At 73.5% G+C, this 16,779-nt stretch carries 17 protein-coding genes and 1 pseudogene; 15 read left to right on the top strand and 3 right to left on the bottom strand.

The window, feature by feature from the left end:
- From ACP4IX_RS22915 to ACP4IX_RS22900, 4 genes are all read left to right on the top strand, one after another.
- The coding region (locus ACP4IX_RS22915) for a DUF6101 family protein (RefSeq protein ID WP_426556495.1) at positions 1-380 on the top strand (380 nt) is incomplete at its 5' end.
- A 298-nt stretch (positions 381-678) separates the two neighbouring features.
- Positions 679-1,593, top strand: coding sequence for a DUF3152 domain-containing protein (locus ACP4IX_RS22910; protein ID WP_426522455.1), 915 nt, complete (start codon positions 679-681; stop codon positions 1,591-1,593).
- 70 nt (positions 1,594-1,663) lie between these two features.
- On the top strand, positions 1,664-2,098 hold the full coding sequence (locus ACP4IX_RS22905; RefSeq protein ID WP_426522454.1) for a PPOX class F420-dependent oxidoreductase: 435 nt from the start codon (positions 1,664-1,666) through the stop codon (positions 2,096-2,098).
- A 125-nt stretch (positions 2,099-2,223) separates the two neighbouring features.
- Positions 2,224-2,970: a DUF4142 domain-containing protein gene (locus tag ACP4IX_RS22900; RefSeq protein ID WP_426522453.1), complete on the top strand. Its 747-nt coding sequence runs from the start codon at positions 2,224-2,226 to the stop codon at positions 2,968-2,970.
- A 22-nt stretch (positions 2,971-2,992) separates the two neighbouring features.
- On the opposite strand, the gene ACP4IX_RS22895 is transcribed toward ACP4IX_RS22900, so the two are convergent.
- A complete protein-coding gene (locus tag ACP4IX_RS22895) occupies positions 2,993-3,529 on the bottom strand; it encodes a MarR family winged helix-turn-helix transcriptional regulator (protein ID WP_426522452.1) in 537 nt (178 codons plus the stop codon).
- Between the two features lie 220 nt (positions 3,530-3,749).
- On the opposite strand from ACP4IX_RS22895, the gene ACP4IX_RS22890 reads away from it, so the two are divergent.
- The gene (locus ACP4IX_RS22890) at positions 3,750-4,379 is read left to right on the top strand and encodes a nitroreductase/quinone reductase family protein (RefSeq protein ID WP_426556494.1); all 630 of its coding nucleotides are present in this window, start codon (positions 3,750-3,752) and stop codon (positions 4,377-4,379) included.
- Positions 4,380-4,648: 269 nt separating this feature from the next.
- Positions 4,649-5,167 (top strand): hypothetical protein, encoded by a 519-nt coding sequence (locus tag ACP4IX_RS22885; RefSeq protein WP_426556493.1) that lies wholly within the window; start codon positions 4,649-4,651, stop codon positions 5,165-5,167.
- A gap of 49 nt (positions 5,168-5,216) precedes the next feature.
- On the opposite strand, the gene ACP4IX_RS22880 is transcribed toward ACP4IX_RS22885, so the two are convergent.
- Positions 5,217-6,455: a Ku protein gene (locus ACP4IX_RS22880; protein ID WP_426556492.1), complete on the bottom strand. Its 1,239-nt coding sequence runs from the start codon at positions 6,453-6,455 to the stop codon at positions 5,217-5,219.
- An 80-nt stretch (positions 6,456-6,535) separates the two neighbouring features.
- On the opposite strand from ACP4IX_RS22880, the gene ligD reads away from it, so the two are divergent.
- Entirely contained in the window at positions 6,536-7,417 is an 882-nt protein-coding gene (gene ligD / locus ACP4IX_RS22875; RefSeq protein ID WP_426522448.1) for a non-homologous end-joining DNA ligase, read from the top strand.
- Positions 7,418-7,497: 80 nt separating this feature from the next.
- On the opposite strand, the gene ACP4IX_RS22870 is transcribed toward ligD, so the two are convergent.
- Complete coding sequence (locus tag ACP4IX_RS22870) at positions 7,498-8,304, bottom strand: NERD domain-containing protein (RefSeq protein ID WP_426522447.1); 807 nt, start codon at positions 8,302-8,304, stop codon at positions 7,498-7,500.
- Positions 8,305-8,663: 359 nt separating this feature from the next.
- Between ACP4IX_RS22870 and ACP4IX_RS22865 the strand changes: the two genes are divergently transcribed.
- From ACP4IX_RS22865 to ACP4IX_RS22830, 8 genes and pseudogenes are all read left to right on the top strand, one after another.
- Positions 8,664-9,485, top strand: coding sequence for a hypothetical protein (locus tag ACP4IX_RS22865; protein ID WP_426556491.1), 822 nt, complete (start codon positions 8,664-8,666; stop codon positions 9,483-9,485).
- A 68-nt stretch (positions 9,486-9,553) separates the two neighbouring features.
- Positions 9,554-10,732 carry an ATP-binding protein gene (locus ACP4IX_RS22860; RefSeq protein WP_426556498.1) on the top strand — a complete coding sequence of 393 codons (1,179 nt, stop codon included), beginning with the start codon at positions 9,554-9,556 and terminating at the stop codon, positions 10,730-10,732.
- Between the two features lie 119 nt (positions 10,733-10,851).
- Positions 10,852-11,331 (top strand): SH3 domain-containing protein, encoded by a 480-nt coding sequence (locus tag ACP4IX_RS22855; protein WP_426556490.1) that lies wholly within the window; start codon positions 10,852-10,854, stop codon positions 11,329-11,331.
- 43 nt (positions 11,332-11,374) lie between these two features.
- Complete coding sequence (locus ACP4IX_RS22850) at positions 11,375-12,763, top strand: FtsW/RodA/SpoVE family cell cycle protein (RefSeq protein ID WP_426522444.1); 1,389 nt, start codon at positions 11,375-11,377, stop codon at positions 12,761-12,763.
- A 16-nt stretch (positions 12,764-12,779) separates the two neighbouring features.
- Positions 12,780-14,237, top strand: a complete 1,458-nt coding sequence (locus ACP4IX_RS22845) for a penicillin-binding transpeptidase domain-containing protein (RefSeq protein WP_426556489.1) — start codon at positions 12,780-12,782, stop codon at positions 14,235-14,237.
- A gap of 395 nt (positions 14,238-14,632) precedes the next feature.
- A complete protein-coding gene (locus tag ACP4IX_RS22840; protein WP_426522442.1) occupies positions 14,633-15,571 on the top strand; it encodes an AurF N-oxygenase family protein in 939 nt (312 codons plus the stop codon).
- A gap of 36 nt (positions 15,572-15,607) precedes the next feature.
- Entirely contained in the window at positions 15,608-16,261 is a 654-nt protein-coding gene (locus ACP4IX_RS22835; protein WP_426522441.1) for a TetR/AcrR family transcriptional regulator, read from the top strand.
- A 73-nt stretch (positions 16,262-16,334) separates the two neighbouring features.
- Positions 16,335-16,610 (top strand): annotated as a pseudogene (locus ACP4IX_RS22830) (hypothetical protein); the annotation flags it as partial.
- Positions 16,611-16,779: the final 169 nt, after the last annotated feature.

Genomic DNA, 16,779 nt, shown 5'->3' with positions numbered 1-16,779 from the left:
AACATGTCGTGCTGCGCCGTGCCGTCCTCGGCATGCGGATGGCGGTCAATGTTCGCGTCAGCGATTTCCTCGGCGTCGCCGTACGCGGCATCGACGATACGCAAATGCTGGTGCTGGTTCATCGCGATCCCGCGCTCTCGATTCCGCTCGGCTCCAGTTCGGACGCCGACGAGATCACGTCCGCCTGGCAGATGTGGAGCGACATCTTCCGTCTGCCGCAACTGACCGAGCCGGCGCCGCGAATGCCTTCCCCGCGCCGCCGTCGCCGCAACGCGATCCGCGCCCGCCGCCCGAAATTCCTGGTCCGCCGCCGCGCCGGATTCCGCCTCAACGCAGCCAGCATGCATCGCGGCGAACGCGAGATCATCGCGCGGGATTAGTTGCATCGCTCGAGATGCGGTCCACTCACCACATGATCGGTGTCGGGGCCGGGGGGGGGGTGGCCGGGGTTCTCCCGGGCCACCCCCGACGCACGTGTGCGCGTACGACGGCGGCGAAAGGGCTCGCGGACCTCTCGGGACGCCGAAGGGTTGCATCGTCGGACCCCAACACCCGTGTGAGAAGGCCCACTTGTGTCCTCCGATGTTCTCGTACGTCCTTCCGCTTTGATCACAGGTACAACAGCACACTGGATTCCACTGTGCGCACCCCGCCGACCAAGCAGAGAGGACGCACGTCGTGGGCCGATCCACAGCCCGCCGTTCCCGCCGGACAGACATCTCGGAGAGCGATGGGCGAGTGGCCCGCGCCCGCAGGCGGCGCCGCCGCAGATCCGCCCGCATGGTCCTGGCCGGCCTGACCTTCGCAGCCGTACTGCTCGCGGGAGGCGCCGCCGTCGCCTACTGGCGGGACACCCGGCCCCAGGCGACGGACGACCAGGTGGCCGACGTCGCCGACGCCCTGGACGCCACCCGGCGCACGGCCGGTCCCGACGCGACCGGCGGGACACCGTCCGGGTCGTCGAGTCCCTCCGCGTCGGCCTCGGCGAAGGCCTCCCCCTCGCCCTCTCCCTCCACCATCGCCATCCCCGCAACCGGCTCGGGCGCCTTCGTCACCGCCGACGCCGACGGTACGACCGTGGGCACCGGGAGCCGCGTACGCCGTTACAAGGTCCTGGTCGAGGAGGGCATCGACATCCGGGCGAGCGAGGCCGCGGCCGAGATATCAGACGTGCTCGCCCACCGCCGGGGCTGGACCCGGGACGGGAAGAACTCCTTCCGGCTGGTGAGCTCCGGCTCGTTCGACTTCGTGGTGAAGATCGCCACGCCGGGCACCGTCGACGCGATCTGCGGCCAGTGGGGCCTCGACACCGGGGGCGAGGTGAACTGCGCGGGCGGCAAGGACGTCGTGGTGAACCTCAAGCGCTGGGTGCTGGGTTCGCCGCAGTTCGACGGCCCGATCGGCGAGTACCGGGCACTGATCATCAACCACGAGGTCGGCCACCGCCTCGGCCACGGCCACGAGACGTGCCCCGGCCCCGGCCTGCCCGCCCCGGCGATGATGCAGCAGATCAAGGGGCTCAAGGGGTGCGTCGCCAACGCCTGGCCCTACGACAACGACGGCAACTACCTGAGCGGACCCTCGGTCCCCTGAACCACCTGGCGGGGGCGTTCGGCGGACGGTTCGCGGGACAGCCGACGGGGCGGGGGGTGATGATCGGCCCATGACCACCACACCTCGCTTCGACCCCCGCGCCCTGCTGGCGGAGAGCCGGCTCGGCGTGCTCGCGACGATCAAGTCGGACGGCCGCCCGCAGCTCTCCCCCGTCATGCCCGCCTACGACCCGGAGGCCGGCGTCATCCGCATCTCGACCCGCGAAGGGCTGGCCAAGACGGCGAACCTGCGCCGCGACCCGCGGGCCGCCCTGGAGGTGACCGCCCCGGACGGCAGGTCATGGGCCACCGCCGAGGGCGTCGTGTCCCTCACCGGGCCGGGCACCGACCCGCACGGGCCGGAGGTCGAGGCGCTGGTGGCCTACTACCGCGCCGCCGCCGGCGAACACCCGGACTGGGACGAGTACCGGATGACGATGGTGTCCGACCGCCGGGTCCTGCTCACGATGACGGTCGAGCGCGTCTACGGGGCCGACATCGGCTGAACACGAGTCCGGTGCCCGGGCGGTGATACATCCGCCCGCGGTTTCCGTACCTCCTGGCGAACGAGTACGAGTACGAGTCGGGTGCGCGTCGCGTGCGCGTCGCTCGCGTCGCCCCTGGAGGCACCATGCGCCTGTCCCGCAGCAGGATCGGAGTCGTCGTCCTGTTCAGCACGATGGCTCTGACCCTCACCGCGCTGGCCTTCCCCGCCGTGCTCGGTCTGGACAAGGCCGACGGTGACCAGGACCGGGTCATCGCCGGCACCAGGTCCGGGCCGCTCACCGAGGCCGACCGCGACTTCGTGGTCAAGGTCCGGGCCGCGGGGCTGTGGGAGTACCCGCTGGGCGAGACGGTGATGGAGCGCGGTTCGTCGCAGGCGATGAGGACGGCCGGCGAGCACCTGGTCGTCGGTCACGCCGGGCTGGACGCGATGTGCCGCGAGATCGCCCCCGAACTGGGCATCACGCTGCCCAACCGGGCCTCCCCGCAGCAGGAGGGCTTCGTGGCGGCGGTGGAGGCCAAGAGCGGCGGGGAGTTCGACTCGTCGGCCGTCAACATCATGCGGGTGACCCACGGCCAGATCTTCCCGGCGATCGCCAAGATCCGGGCCACCACCAAGAACACGCTCGTGCGGCAGCTGGCCGACCTGGCCAACGACACCGTCCTGGACCACATCACGGTGCTGGAGAAGACCGGGCTGGTCGAGTACGACAAGGTCGTCTTCCAGCAGACCGGCCCGGCGAAACTGCCGAGGGAGAAGGTCACCCCGCCCCCTCCGCAGCCGGGGGAGCGGGTGCTGGTGCTCAAGCCGCGGCCCGACCTGAACGTGAACACGTCCTCCCCGACGCCCGCCCCCTCGCCGTCCACCCCGTGACGCGCCGTGCCCCCTGAACGCGTCAGGCGTCCTCGGCCGCGGGGACGTCCACGGCCCAGCCCAGTGGATGCGCCTGCGGGTCGTCCGGCGCCGGGGCGAGGGGCTCGCCGCCGGCCTCGCTGAAGGCGGTGAGCGCCTCGACGAGGGCCGCCCGCTGGCTCGGTGCGAGCCGTTCGACGATCGCGGCGATCTCGGCGCGGCGCCGGGCACTGACGTTCGCGACGGTGTGCCGGCCCTCGTCGGTGAGCCGGAGCAGGGTCTCGCGCCGATTGCGGGGGTTGGTCTGCCGGTCGGCGAGCCCGGCCGCGATCAGCCGGTCGACCATGCGCATCGCCGTCGACGGGGCGACCTGAAGGTGCTCGGCGAGCGCGACCAGCTTGGTGGCACCCCTGGTGGAGAGCACCATCAGCATCCGGAACTGGGGCAGCGTGACCCGCTCCTCCACCTCGGCGAGCGACCGCGCGGAGACGGCCACCAGCAGTCGCGACGCGGCCAGCACGGCCCTGGTGACCGCGTCGACGTCGTCCAGGCCCCCGACGGGCATCTCACGCTCCGGCATGTGTCCTTTCTACCGTGCCGAAGTGCCTGCTCATCCCTCTGATCGGAACAGAGGCGTCCGGACTGGCGCGAAAAGGGGCGGCGGCCACTGCCCGTCCACCTTTTCCCTGTGCAAAGGTGGACGTGGGAGGCGGTTCCCGCCCGGGCCCGCCCCCTGCCCGGGTACCGGCCCCGTACCGGTCGCCCGCGAGACCCCTGGACCCCGAAACCGGAGAGTGGCAATGGCACGCACGGACAACGCGTCCCGCCGGCCCCGCCGGCCCCAACTGCCCGCCGGCCGGCGGCGCACCGCCGCACGGCTGCCGATCCTCCTCTTCCGCGCGGGACTCGGGCCGCTCTTCGGAAAGCGGCTGCTCCTGCTGCACCACACCGGCCGGAACAGCGGCCGGGACCGCCGGGTGGTCCTTGAAGTGGTCGCCCACGACTCCTGCGAGACCGGCCCGCAGGCGACCGGCCCGCAGGCGACCGGCCCGCAGGCGACCGGCCCGCAGGCGACCGGCCCGCAGGCGACCGGCTCCCGCGAGTACGGCTCCTCCGAGCCCTCCGGGCGGAGTTGGACCGTCGCCTCCGGTTTCGGCCCACGGGCGGACTGGTACCGGAACCTGCGTCAGCAGCCCAAGACCGTCATCCAGTTCGGCAACCGGCACCACGCCGTCACCGCCCACTTCCTCCCCGCCGAGGAGGGTGCCGGGATCATGGCGGAGTACGCCCGGCGGCGCCCGGGAACGGCCCGGCGGCTCTGCGCGTTCATGGGATTGGCGGTGGACGGCGGCGAGGCGTCGTTCCGCGAGGCCGGACGGGCCGTCCCCTTCGTGCGGCTGGTCGCGGCCCACGGAGACCGCCGGCCATGACCAGCGGGCCCCGGGACCGGTGGCGGGCGGAAGAACGCGGGCGGTGACCCTGGCGATCACTTTTTGCACTGTGCAATGATCCGATGGAACGACGACCCGCGGTCGCCTGCCGCACGGCGCCCGGGAGCGACACCGGCACGGTGCCGCGGCGCGGAACGGCACTCCGGCCGCAGGCGGGCCCCGGTCCGCCCCGCAGCTCCCGCGGCGCTCCCGCCGGATCGCCGTACGCGCCCACGAAGAGAAGAGAAGAAGAGAGGAAGAGCAGGACCATGACCGCTTCCGGGCCGGGCAGCGGCGCCACGCCGGACGGGCCGGACGGTACGCCGTCCGTTCCGGAGCACGTCTGGCGGCAGTTCCTGGAGGACAACGAGCGCGCCATCCGCGCCTCCGCCCCCAGGGAACCCGCCGCGCGCGAGCGGAGCCCGGGATGGCGGCCCGGGCCGCCCTTCGACGTGGTCGGCGAGCCGTGGCACCCGGAGGACCCCTGGACCGGCCCGGCCTGGCGCGAGCTGGGCGGTCGCGCCCGGATCCGGCGGGTCGGCCGGGTGGTCGGCACGGCCGCCGCGGTCGCCCTGGCCCTGACCGCGTGGTCGCAACTGTCCACCGGACCCGGCGCCCCGGGCGGCGAACCGGCCGAAACGATCGGACAGCACCTGGAGGAAAGCCCGCTCCTGCCCACAGCGGCCTCCCTCGCGCCGACGACGTCCGGCTCCGCGAGCCCCGCGGTCTTCGAGTCCGCCCCGTCCGCCGTCCCCCGGGCGTCGCTCTCCCCCTGGCCGATCGGCTGAACGCAGGCCGACGAGCCGAGCCCGCGGCGGTTCCACGTCCCGGGAGGCGTCAGGCGCTGCGCTTGCGGGACGCCGCCTTCCCGGCGGTGCGCTTCCCGGCGGTGCTCTTGGCGGCCGTACTCTTGGCGGCCGTCCTCCTGCCCGCGCCCGTCGCCTTCTCGGCGGTGCTCTTCGGCGCGCTCCTCCTCTCGGGCCGGGCCGATGTCGCCGCCGGCTTCCCGGTGGCGGAGGCCGTCGACTTCTTCACCGGCGGCTTCCGCGTCTCCGTCACCCTCCCGGCCGTGTTCTTCGCCGACGCGTTCTTCGCCGACGCGTTCTTCGCCGTCGTGTTCTTCTGGGCCGTCTTCTTCGCCGCCGTGTCCTTCGCCGCCGTGTCCTTCGCCGCCCGGTCCTTCGCAGCCGTCGACGTCGACTTCTTGCCGCCCGTCTCCTCGGGCGCCCGCGGGGACGACTCCCCGCGCCGCGGCAGGGACGCGACCTCGGCCTCCTCGGCCGGCCCGGCCCCTTTCCGGCCCCGGGACTCCCGTGCCACCCGCACGCTGTTCTCCAAGGCGGCCATCAGGTCCAGCACCTTCCCGGGCGGCGCCGCCTCCGGAGCCTGAGGGGGCGCCTCACCGGCGGCCTTCGCGGCGATGACCTCCTCCAGGGCCTCGCGGTACTCGTCGTGCAGCTCGTCCAGGTCGATCTCACCGAGCGTGGCCATCAGGGCGTCCGCGAGGTCCAGCTCCTGGTCGCGGACGGTGACACCGGCGTCCGGGGCGATGCCCTCGGGGGCGCGCACCTCGTCCGGCCAGAGCAGGGCGTGCATCGCGATGGTGTCGCCGACGACCCGGAGCATGCCGAGGCGCTCACGGCCCCGCAGCGCGAACCTGGCGACGGCGACCCGGTTGCTGCGCCCGAGCGCCTCACGCAGCAGCGTGTACGGCTTGGCCGCGGGGGCGCCGCTCGCCGCGAGGTAGTACGCGGAACCCATCTGGAGCGGATCGATGCGCTCCTCGGGCACGAAGGCCACGATCTCGATCGTCCGCGCGGTGGGGACCGGCAGGCGGGCCAGGTCCTCGTCGGTGATCGGGATCATCGATCCGTCGGCGTCCTCGTAGGCCTTGCCGATCTCGTCCTGGCCGACCTCGCGGTCCTCCAGTTCGCAGACCTTGCGGTAGCGGATCCGGCCGCCGTCCTCCGTGTGGATCTGACGGAAGGAGACCGCGTGGCTCTCGGTCGCGTTCATCAGCTTGACCGGGATGCTGACCAGGCCGAAGGAGATCGCGCCGTTCCAGATCGATCGCACGTGCAGCACACCCTTTCCAGTCGGTCGACTGCCGGATGACCGTCGGGCGGTTTGTCCGCGTTTCGTGAGATTCTCATGGTATGGCGCCTATCACAGAGGTGGAGGGGCGACGGATCGCCCTCAGCAACCTGGACAAGGTGCTGTATCCCGCGACCGGCCTCACCAAGGGCGAGCTGCTGCACTACTACGCGACGACCGCGGGGGTGCTGCTGCCGCACCTGCGGGACCGTCCGGTCTCCTTCCTGAGGTACCCGGACGGACCGGACGGCCAGGTGTTCTTCACCAAGAACGTGCCGCCGGGTACGCCCGACTGGGTCACCACGGCCGAGGTACCCCGGTCGGAGGGACCGGCCCGGATGGTGCTGGTGCAGGACCTGGCGAGCCTGATGTGGGCGGCGAACCTGGTGACCGAGTTCCACACGCACCAGTGGACCGCGGACGATCCCGACGAGGCCGACCGGCTGGTGTTCGACCTCGACCCCGGGCCGCCCGCGACCGTCGTGCACTGCTGCGAGGTCGCGCTGTGGCTGCGGGAGCGGCTGGCGGCGGACGGGATCGAGGCGTACGCCAAGACGTCCGGGGCGAAGGGGCTGCATCTGCTGGCCGGGGTGCGGGGGTCGTCGTCGGAGCGGGTGTCGGAGTACGCGAAGGCCCTCGCCGTGGAGGCGGAGCGGGCCCTGCCGCGGCTCGTGGTGCACCGGATGACGCGCAGCCTGCGGCCGGGGAAGGTGTTCGTCGACTGGAGTCAGAACGCCGCCCGCAAGACCACGGCCACTCCGTACACGATGCGGGCCCGCTCCGAGCCGGCGGTCTCCACGCCGGTGACGTGGGACGAGGTGGCCGGGTGCCGGCGGGCGGAGCAGTTCGTCTTCCGGGCGGAGGACGTCGGGTCACGAGTACGGGACCACGGCGACCTGCTGGCACCGCTGTTCGACCGACGGCGGGCGGCAGCCCTGCCCTGACCCACGGTCGCCCGCCCGAGACCCGCGACCCCAGCCCCCGCCGCCCGCCCGGAACCCGCGACCCCGCCCGCGTCGGTCCCTCAGACGCGGGTCCAGGTGGCGCGGTCCCGGGCCATGGCGTGCAGGGCCTCCACGTCCGCCGGTTTGAGCATCCCGCCCAGGCGGGCGAGGTCCGGCAGCTCCTCGTCGGTGAGGACGCGGACCGAGCGGGGAGCGGCCGTGACGGCCACGTGCGCCGGGTCGACGAGGGCGAGGACGGGGTGCACCTCGGCCGTCAGGGCGTGGGCGGCCCGGTCGGCGTCGGCGCGGACCCGGCGCAGCAGCGGGAGCGGTTCGCGGCGGCCCAGCGCGACCAGCGGGTCGGTGATGTGGACGCGCTGCCTGCGGGCGGGCAGCGCGTGGACGGCGTAGAGACCGCCGGGGCCGATCACCAGGTGGTGGACGCGGTCGCCGCCGGGCAGCGGCACGGAGTGCAGGGTGTGCCAGCCGGCGCCGTCGAGGCGGTCGAGGGCCGCCCCCGCCGCCTGCTCGGCCGCCAGCGCCCGGCGACGCGGATCGGATCGCCGCAGCCGGTGGGCGGGGCCGGGGTCGCGTTCCAGGGAGATCAGGAGCGCCTCGCCGGGCCGGTTGGGGGCGAGGTCGTCGTCCGGGTGGAGGGAGAGCCGGGCCAGCTCGGCGGGGGTCGGGACGGGAGGCGGGCCGACCGTGACCGGGCCGGTGAGGAAGGGGCCCAGGGCTTCGAGCACCTCGTCCTCGCGGTCCTCTCTCAGCAGGTTGACCCGAGCCGTCTCACGGTCGTACCAGGCGACGTTCCCGCCGTCCGGGAGGCAGACGTACAGCCGTTCCTGACCGTGTCGCCGGGTCGGTATGACGCGCAGTCCGTTCATGCATCATCACCCCACGACCATGGGAACAGGCGAGGCGCTGCGGGGCAAGAAGCCGGATACCTCCCGGAGGAGGCGCGCAGGACCCTCGGTACGGGGACGGCGGGGGCGGGGACGGTCCATCGCTACCGGGTGCTCCGAATACACCGGAGGTACCGGACGTAGCAGGGGTAACCGGGCGTACCGGATGCACCACCGGAGAGGGGCCGTCCCGGAAGAAGGTGCGATCCGCGCGGAAGCGCGGAGTGCCACCCGGGCGTTCGGTGGCCCGATGCGTCGACACGCGGGCAAAATGGACGCCCGTACGGTCCCGAGCAGTCCGTCCAGGCCGCCAGTGACGATCACCGAACCCCAGGAGTGCAGTGCTCCCGAGCCGCCGTGGGCGCCCCGCCCGCGCCCGCACCGCCCTCGCGCTGCTCCTGGCGACCGCGGCGGCCGGGGCGCTGGCCGCCTGCGGTGACTCGGGCGGGCTGCGCAGCGCGGGCGCGACACCGGCCGCGCAGAGCCCGGCCCGGCTCTGGCCCGACCTGACGCCGGCGTCGAGTCCGGCCTACGCCATCGGCGAGGTGGACAACGAGGTCGTCGAGGGCGTGACCGCGCCCGGCGGCGACATCCGCGAGGCGGATCCGGTGGCCGCCGTACGGGCCGAGATCACCGCGCATCCGGACGACTACGAGGGCGACGGGGCGCCGTACCGCGAAACGGCCCGCCGGATGGCGGACTGCGGCACGGGCGGCGCCGTCGGTGCCGACGGCGAGGACGACCGGTGCCCGGTGCTCAGGCCGTACTACCGCGACCTGACCGGTGACGGGCGTACCGAGATGACCCTGGGGTTCCGTCTGCTGCCCGAGAAGCTGACCGCCGTGCGCGTCTACACGGTCGAGAAGGACCGGCTGGTGCGGGTCATGTCGTACGACGACGCCGTGAGCGCGGTCGAGCTGGCCGGGCGGGCGGTGATCGTCCGGTCGCCGTCGGAGGTCGCGGGCTACGAGTACCGGCTGCAGTGGACGTGGGACCCCGACCAGCGGGCCATGCTGCTCACGAGCGACGAGATGCTGCGCACGGACGACGGCGGGAAGCACACGAAGCGTCCGTCCGCGTCCCCGTCCGAGTCCCGGTCCGAGTCCCGGTCCCCGTCCCCCTCGGCGTCCGGGTCCGCGCCCCCGTCGGCGAGTGCCCGGTGAGGTCCTGGTTCGGCCTCCCCCGCTGGGCCGGCCCGCTCGCGGTGAAGGCCGCCGTCTTCATCGCCGTCATGTGCTGTGCGCTCGCCGCGCTCCTCGGCGTCCTGGTGCACGTCTCGGTCACCGACCAGACCGTGGGCCGGGCCCGCGACGACGCCCTGTCCCGGCTGGGAGAGGCGACGCGGGCGTACGAGGCCGGGGACCCGTTGCGGCGGGGTGCCGGCGTCGATCCGCCGGGGGTGCCGGAGCGGCTGCGGGAGCTGGCCGTCTCGGGCCGGCGCGGCACGATGGTCACCGAACACGACGGGCACCCCACGATGTGGGCGGCGGGCCCCGCCGAGGGCGGCCGGATCCTTGCCGTGCGGGTCGACCACACGCAGGGACGGCGCACCATCGACGGCCTGGACGGCGCGATCGTGTGGTCGTCGGCGCCGGCGATCGGGGCGACGCTCCTGGTGGGCGCGTTCGCCGTGACGCGGGTGACGCGCCGGCTGCACACGACGGCGCGGGTGGCGCGGCGGATCAGCGCCGGCGACCTCGACGCGCGGGTCGACGATCCCCGGGCGAAGGATCCGACGCGCCCGCAGGACGAGGTGGCCTCGGTCGCCGCCGCGCTGGACTCCATGGCGGCGTCGCTGCAGGGCAAGCTGCTCGCCGAGCAGCGGTTCACCGCGGACGTGGCGCACGAGCTGCGCACCCCGCTCACCGGCCTGCACGCGGCGGCCGAGCTGCTGCCGCCGGGCCGCCCGACCGAGCTGGTCCGGGACCGGGTGGCGGCCCTGCGCACGCTCACCGAGGACCTGCTGGAGATCTCCCGGCTGGAGAGCGGGCGGGAGCGGCTGGAGGTGGACCCGGAGGCGCTGGGCGCGCTGGCCGGGCGGGTGGTCCGGGGCTCCGGCACCGACACGCGCGTGGACGTCGTACGGGACGCGCGGGTGGAGACGGACCGGCGGCGGCTGGAGCGGGTGCTCGGCAACCTGGTCGCGAACGCGCACCGGCACGGGCGGGCGCCGGTGGTGCTGACCGTGGACGGGCCGGTGATCACCGTACGGGACCACGGGGACGGCTATCCGGAGTACCTCCTCGCCCACGGACCGCAGCGGTTCCGCACCGAGGGCGGGTCGAAGGGGCACGGGCTCGGGCTGACCATCGCCCTGGGGCAGGCGGAGGTGCTCGGCGCGGGGCTGGAGTTCACGAATCCGCCGGGCGGCGGAGCCCTGGCGACGCTGACGCTGCCTCAGCGGCCCTGACCCGCCCCCGGCGACCGGGCGGTTCCCCGATGGCGCAGTGCGCCGGGCGGTTCGTACGGTTCGCTCCTAATGTGGCGGTTAGCCAGCTGAAGACCCGTTCGCTCTCGGGAGGTACTCCCATGTCCTTGCTGTCCGCGCTGTCCCCGCGCTCACCACTGCTGCGCGGTCTCGCCACCGCCGTCGCCGCCGGCGCGCTCGCCGCCGCCGTCGCCGTCACGCCCGCCGTCGCGAACGACGAGTGGGGCGGCGGGGACTCCGGTTCCGGCAGCACGACCGCCAACCCCTCCGGAGGAAACGGCGGCGGGAACGGCGGCGGGAACGGCGGCGACGAGTGGGGCGGCGGGAACGACGGCCGCCAGGAGCAGGGCCGCTACCGGGGCGTCGTCACGGCCGACCGGCTCGCCCTGCGCACCTCGCCGGCCCGCGGCTCGGACGTCATCCGGTACGCCCACCGGGGCGAGACCGTCCACATCCACTGCAAGACCCCCGGCGACAAGGTGAAGGGCAACCCCCTCTGGTACCTCCTCACGGACGGCACCTGGGCCTGGGGTGCGGCCCGCTACATCGACAACATCGGTCCCGCGCCGCGCTGGTGCTGACGCGAGCGGCCCCCGCACCGCACCATTCGGGTAACTTCCGGACATGACCAAGGCCGGAACCGGAACCGGAACCGGAATCACCGTGGCACAGGCGGACACACCCGCTCCCGTCGCCCGTCTCCCCCGGCGCCGTGGCATCGAACTCGCGCTCATCCTCGTGGCCGTCCTGCTGTCGGTGTTCGGCTACTGCAACGTCGGCCTCGCCCAGCACGGCACCCTCCCCCCCGGCGCCGCCGGTTACGGCGCCGGGCTCGGCGTGCTCGCCCTCCTCGCCCATCTGGCGGTACGGCTGCGCGCCCCCTGGGCCGACCCGCTGCTGCTGCCCATCGGGGTGCTGCTCAACGGCCTCGGCCTGGTGCTGATCTACCGGCTCGACCTGGAGACGCCGGGCGACCGGGCGGCCCCCACGCAGCTGGTGTGGTCGACACTGGGCGTCGGACTGTTCATCGTGGTCGTGCTGCTCCTGCGCGACCACCGCGTGCTCCAGCGCTACGCCTACGTCTGCGTCGCCGCCGCGCTCGTCCTGCTCACCGTGCCGATCTTCTTCCCGGCCGTGAACGGTGCCCGCATCTGGATCCGGGTCGAGGGCTTCTCCATCCAGCCCGGCGAGTTCGCGAAGGTGCTGCTCGCGGTGTTCTTCGCCGCCTACCTGGCCGCGAACCGCAGCGCGCTGGCGTACGCGGGGCGTCGCGTGTGGCGGCTCCAGCTGCCCACCGGCCGCGTCCTCGGCCCGATCGTGGCCGTGTGGCTGGTGAGCGTCGGCGTCCTGGTGCTGGAGCGCGACCTCGGCACCTCGCTGCTGTTCTTCGGCCTGTTCGTCGTCCTGCTCTACGTCGCCACCGGCCGCACCGGCTGGATCGCCGTCGGTCTGGTGCTGGCCTCGCTGGGCGCGGTCGCCGTGGGCTGGCTGGAGCCGCACGTGCACAGCAGGGTGGAGGACTGGCTGCACCCCTTCGCGTCGATCGAGGCCGGGCGGGGCGCCAACCAACTGGCCCAGTCGCTGTTCGCCTTCGCGGCGGGCGGGGTGACCGGCACCGGCCTCGGCCTCGGGCACTCCGTCCTGATCGGCTTCGCCGTCAAGTCGGACTTCATCCTGGCGACCGCCGGGGAGGAGCTGGGTTTCCTCGGCCTGAGCGCGATCTTCCTGCTGTACGCGCTGCTGGTGGAGCGGGGTTACCGGGCCGGCCTCGCCGCGCGCGATCCCTTCGGCCGGCTGCTCGCGGTCGGCCTCTCCTCGATCGTGGCGCTCCAGGTGTTCGTCATCGCGGGCGGGGTGACCGGGCTGATCCCGCTGACCGGCATGGCGATGCCGTTCCTGGCGCAGGGCGGCTCCTCGGTCGTCACCAACTGGGCGATCGTGGCGCTGCTGATCCGGGTCAGCCACGCGGCCCGCAGCCAGGCCGGCCGGGCCGACGGGCGGGCGGCGTCGTGAGAGCCGGGGAACTCCGGTGACCCGGCACATCCGGCACGCCGCCGCCTTCTGCGCACTGCTGCTGGCGGCGCTGCTGGTGAACGCGGCCCGGGTACAGATCGTCCAGGCCCCGGAGTACGACGACAACCCGGCCAACCGCCGCCCGGACATCGCCCGCTACCAGCAGCCGCGCGGCGACATCCTGGTCGGCGGCGAGCCGGTCACCGGTTCCCGGGACACCGGGGAGCACCTGCGCTTCGAACGGACGTACCGGAACGGGCCGATGTACGCGCCGATCACCGGCTTCGCCTCGCAGGCGTACGGCACGACCCTGCTGGAGCACGCCGAGGACGGCCTCCTGTCCGGCGCCGACCCGCTGCTCGCACCGCTCCCCCTCTGGAACGACGTCACGGGCGTCCACAACCCGGGCGGTGACGTCGTGACGACCATCAACGGGGCCGCACAGCGGGCCGCGTTCGAGGGGCTCGGCCGGCGCAAGGGGGCGGTGGCCGCGATCGAGCCGTCCACCGGCCGCATCCTGGCGCTGGCCTCCACCCCGTCGTACGACCCCCAGCTGCTGTCCGGGAACAGCACGGCCGCCACCCGGACCTGGAACCGGCTGAACGACGACCCGGACAGGCCGATGCTCAACCGGGCCGTGCGCCGCACCTATCCGCCGGGCTCGACCTTCAAGGTGGTCACCGCGGCGGCGGCGCTGGACGCGGGCGTGGTCCGGGACCTCGACGCGCCGACCCGCTCCCCCGACCCGTACACCCTGCCCGGGACGCGGACCAGGCTGACGAACGAGGCCGACGACTGCCGGGACGCCACGCTGCGCGAGGCGTTCGAGTGGTCCTGCAACACGGTGTTCGCCAAGCTCGGCATGGACGTGGGCGTGACGGACATGGCGGCGACGGCGGAGGCCTTCGGCTTCAACGACGCCGGGCTGCGCGTCCCGTTCGCCGTCGCGCGGAGCACCTTCGACACCTCGGTGGACCGGGCGCAGCTCGGGCTGTCGTCGATCGGCCAGTACAACACGCGGGCGACTCCCCTGCAGATGGCGATGGTGGCGGCGGCGGTGGCCAACGGCGGACAGGTGCGGTCGCCGTACCTGGTGGAGCGGACCCTGCGGGCGGGCGGCAGCCTGGTGGCGACGGCGGGGTCTCGGCCCTCCCGGGAGGCGATGCGGCCGAAGACGGCCTCGCTGCTGAAGGAGCTGATGACCGGTGTGGTGGAGAACGGCACCGGCGCGAACGCCGCGATCCGCGGCGCCACCGTCGGCGGCAAGACCGGCACCGCCCAGCACGGCGTGGGCAACTCGGGCACGCCGTACGCCTGGTTCGTCTCCTGGGCGCAGGGCGAGGACGACCTGGAGCCGAAGGTGGCGGTCGCGGTGGTGGTCGAGGGCTCGGCGAAGGACCGCGACGGCGTCAGCGGCAGCGGGCTGGCGGCGCCCATCGCGCGGGCGGTGATGGAGGCGGTGCTCGGGGAGTGAGGCAGTGCTCGGGGAGTGAGGCAGTGCTCGGGGAGCGCGGCGGTGCACAGCGAGTGAGGCGGGGTCACTTCCCGTCCGCAGGGGGCCGAAGGGGGTACCCGTCGGCGCGTACGTCCGCGGCTTCACCTCCCGGTCCCGTTCCCGGGAGTCCTCGGACACCGCCTCCACGGCGAGGACGACGGCATCCGTCGTACGCGTCCGGCACCTGACCGAGCAGCGGCGAACGCCGGGGGTGCGCTCCGCCGGAGCCTCCCGCGTCCGGTGATCGACGACCGCGCCACCTTTACTCATGGTCAACAAGTTCCGCGCAGGGGATTGACGAGCTTACTGACAGGCAGTCTCATAAGGCGGAGTGACCGCGGGTAACCCGAACCGTACGACGAGGTGGGACAGCCATGACGACCCTGACGGAAGCCGACGCGCTCGACGGCCTGCGCGACGCACTCGGCCTGCTCAAGGACCGGGAGCAGGTGGCCGAGCGGCTGCTCGCCTCTTCCGCCAAGCACTCCTTCGACCCGGACAAGGAGCTGGACTGGGAGGCGCCGTTCGACGAAGGCAAGTGGTTCTGGCCACCGGAGCTGGTGTCGCTGTACGACACCCCTCTGTGGAAGCGGATGAGCGAGGAGCAGCGCATCGCGCTCTCCCGGCACGAGGCCGCCGCGCTCGCCTCGCTCGGCATCTGGTTCGAGCTGATCCTCATGCAGCTGCTGGTGCGGCACATCTACGACAAGTCGGCGACGAGCGCGCACGTGCGCTACGCGCTGACCGAGATCGAGGATGAGTGCCGGCACTCGAAGATGTTCGCCCGGCTCATCACCCGCGGCGAGACACCGTGGTACCCGGTGAGCCCGGTCCACCAGCGCCTGGGACGCCTGTTCAAGACGATCTCCACGACGCCCGGCTCCTTCACCGCGACGCTCCTCGGCGAGGAGGTCCTGGACTGGATGCAGCGGCTGACCTTCCCCGACGAGCGGATCCAGCCGCTGATCCGGGGCGTCACGCGCATCCACGTCGTGGAGGAGGCCCGTCACGTGCGCTACGCCCGTGAGGAGCTGCGCCGCCAGATGGTGACGGCCCCGAAGTGGTCGCAGGAGTTCACCCGGATCACCTCCGGCGAGTTCGCCCGCGTCTTCTCCGTCGCCTTCGTCAACCCCGAGGTCTACACGAACGTCGGCCTGGACAAGCGCGAGGCCCTGGCCCAGGTCAAGGCCAGCGGGCACCGCCGAGAGATCATGCAGACCGGCTCGAAGCGTCTGACGGACTTCCTGGACGACATCGGCGTGCTGCGGGGCGTCGGGCGACGGCTGTGGAGGTCGTCGGGGCTGCTGGCGTAGCCGCCGGACGGGGCCGCGCCGATTAGGCTGCGGCTCATGACCCCGCAGTCCTCCGTCCCCGCCTACCGCCGGCTCAGCGTCGAGGAGCGCCGCGTCCAGTTGCTCGGCGCGGCGCTCACCCTCTTCGCGCACCGGCCACCGGAGGAGGTCTCCCTGGACGACGTGGCCGAGCAGGCCGGGGTCTCGCGGCCACTGGTGTACCGGTACTTCCCGGGCGGCAAGCAGCAGCTGTACGAGGCCGCGCTCAGGTCGGCCGCCGACGAGCTGCGGCTGTGCTTCGACGAGCCCCGCGAGGGCCCGCTGCTCACCCGGCTGTCCCGCGCCCTGGACCGCTATCTCGTCTTCGTCGACCAGCACGCCACCGGCTTCAGCGCCCTGCTGCGCGGCGGCAGCGTGGCCGAGACCTCCCGCACCTCGTCCATCGTGGACGGGGTGCGCCGGGCCGCCGCCGACCACATCATGAGCCACCTGGACGCCGCCGAGCCCGGCCCCCGGCTGCGGATGACCGTCCGGATGTGGATCACGGCGGTGGAGGCGGCCTCGCTGATCTGGCTGGACGAGGGCAAGGAACCGCCCGTCGACGAGCTGCGGGACTGGCTCGTCGAGCAGTTCCTCGCCGTGCTGACGGTCACCGCCCGCCGCGACCCGCAGAGCGCGGCACTGGTCGAGGCGCTGGCGGCGGACGTCTGACACCGGCGCGCGGACGTCTGACACCGGCGCGCGGACGTCTGACACCGGCGCGCGGATCGCTGACACTGGTGCCGTGAAGAGCGAAGACACCCCCTTCGAGGGTGGCCCCATGGACGGGCGGGTGCTGCCCGTGCTGGTCGGGATGACCGGGCACCCGCCGAAGACCTACCGCATCCCCGTGCCGGACCCGGACGGCGGCCCGCCCACCGTGCTCGTGTACCGGCGGGTGCCCCGGGACTCCCGGGGCGGGGTGCGGTTCGCCCGCTGGAAGTACGCGTACGACCCCGAGGGCGGGAAGGGCTCCGGCCGGAAGTGGCCCTGGTCCAAGCCGGAGGCCAGGCCGCGAACCGGGCCGCACCCCGCGCCGGACACCGGGTCGGACGCCGAAGCCGACATCGGAGCCGACACCGGAGCGGACGCCCGCCGGACCCTCGAACCGGACGCGACCCCGGGCGCGAAGTCGAACACCAATTCGGGCGCGCGGCCGAACACCGCCCCGGACGCGGAGCCGGACACCG

Source organism: Streptomyces sp. WG5, from assembly GCF_049974565.1.
Taxonomy (GTDB): domain Bacteria; phylum Actinomycetota; class Actinomycetes; order Streptomycetales; family Streptomycetaceae; genus Streptomyces.
This window is presented reverse-complemented; position numbering and strand designations above follow the sequence as displayed.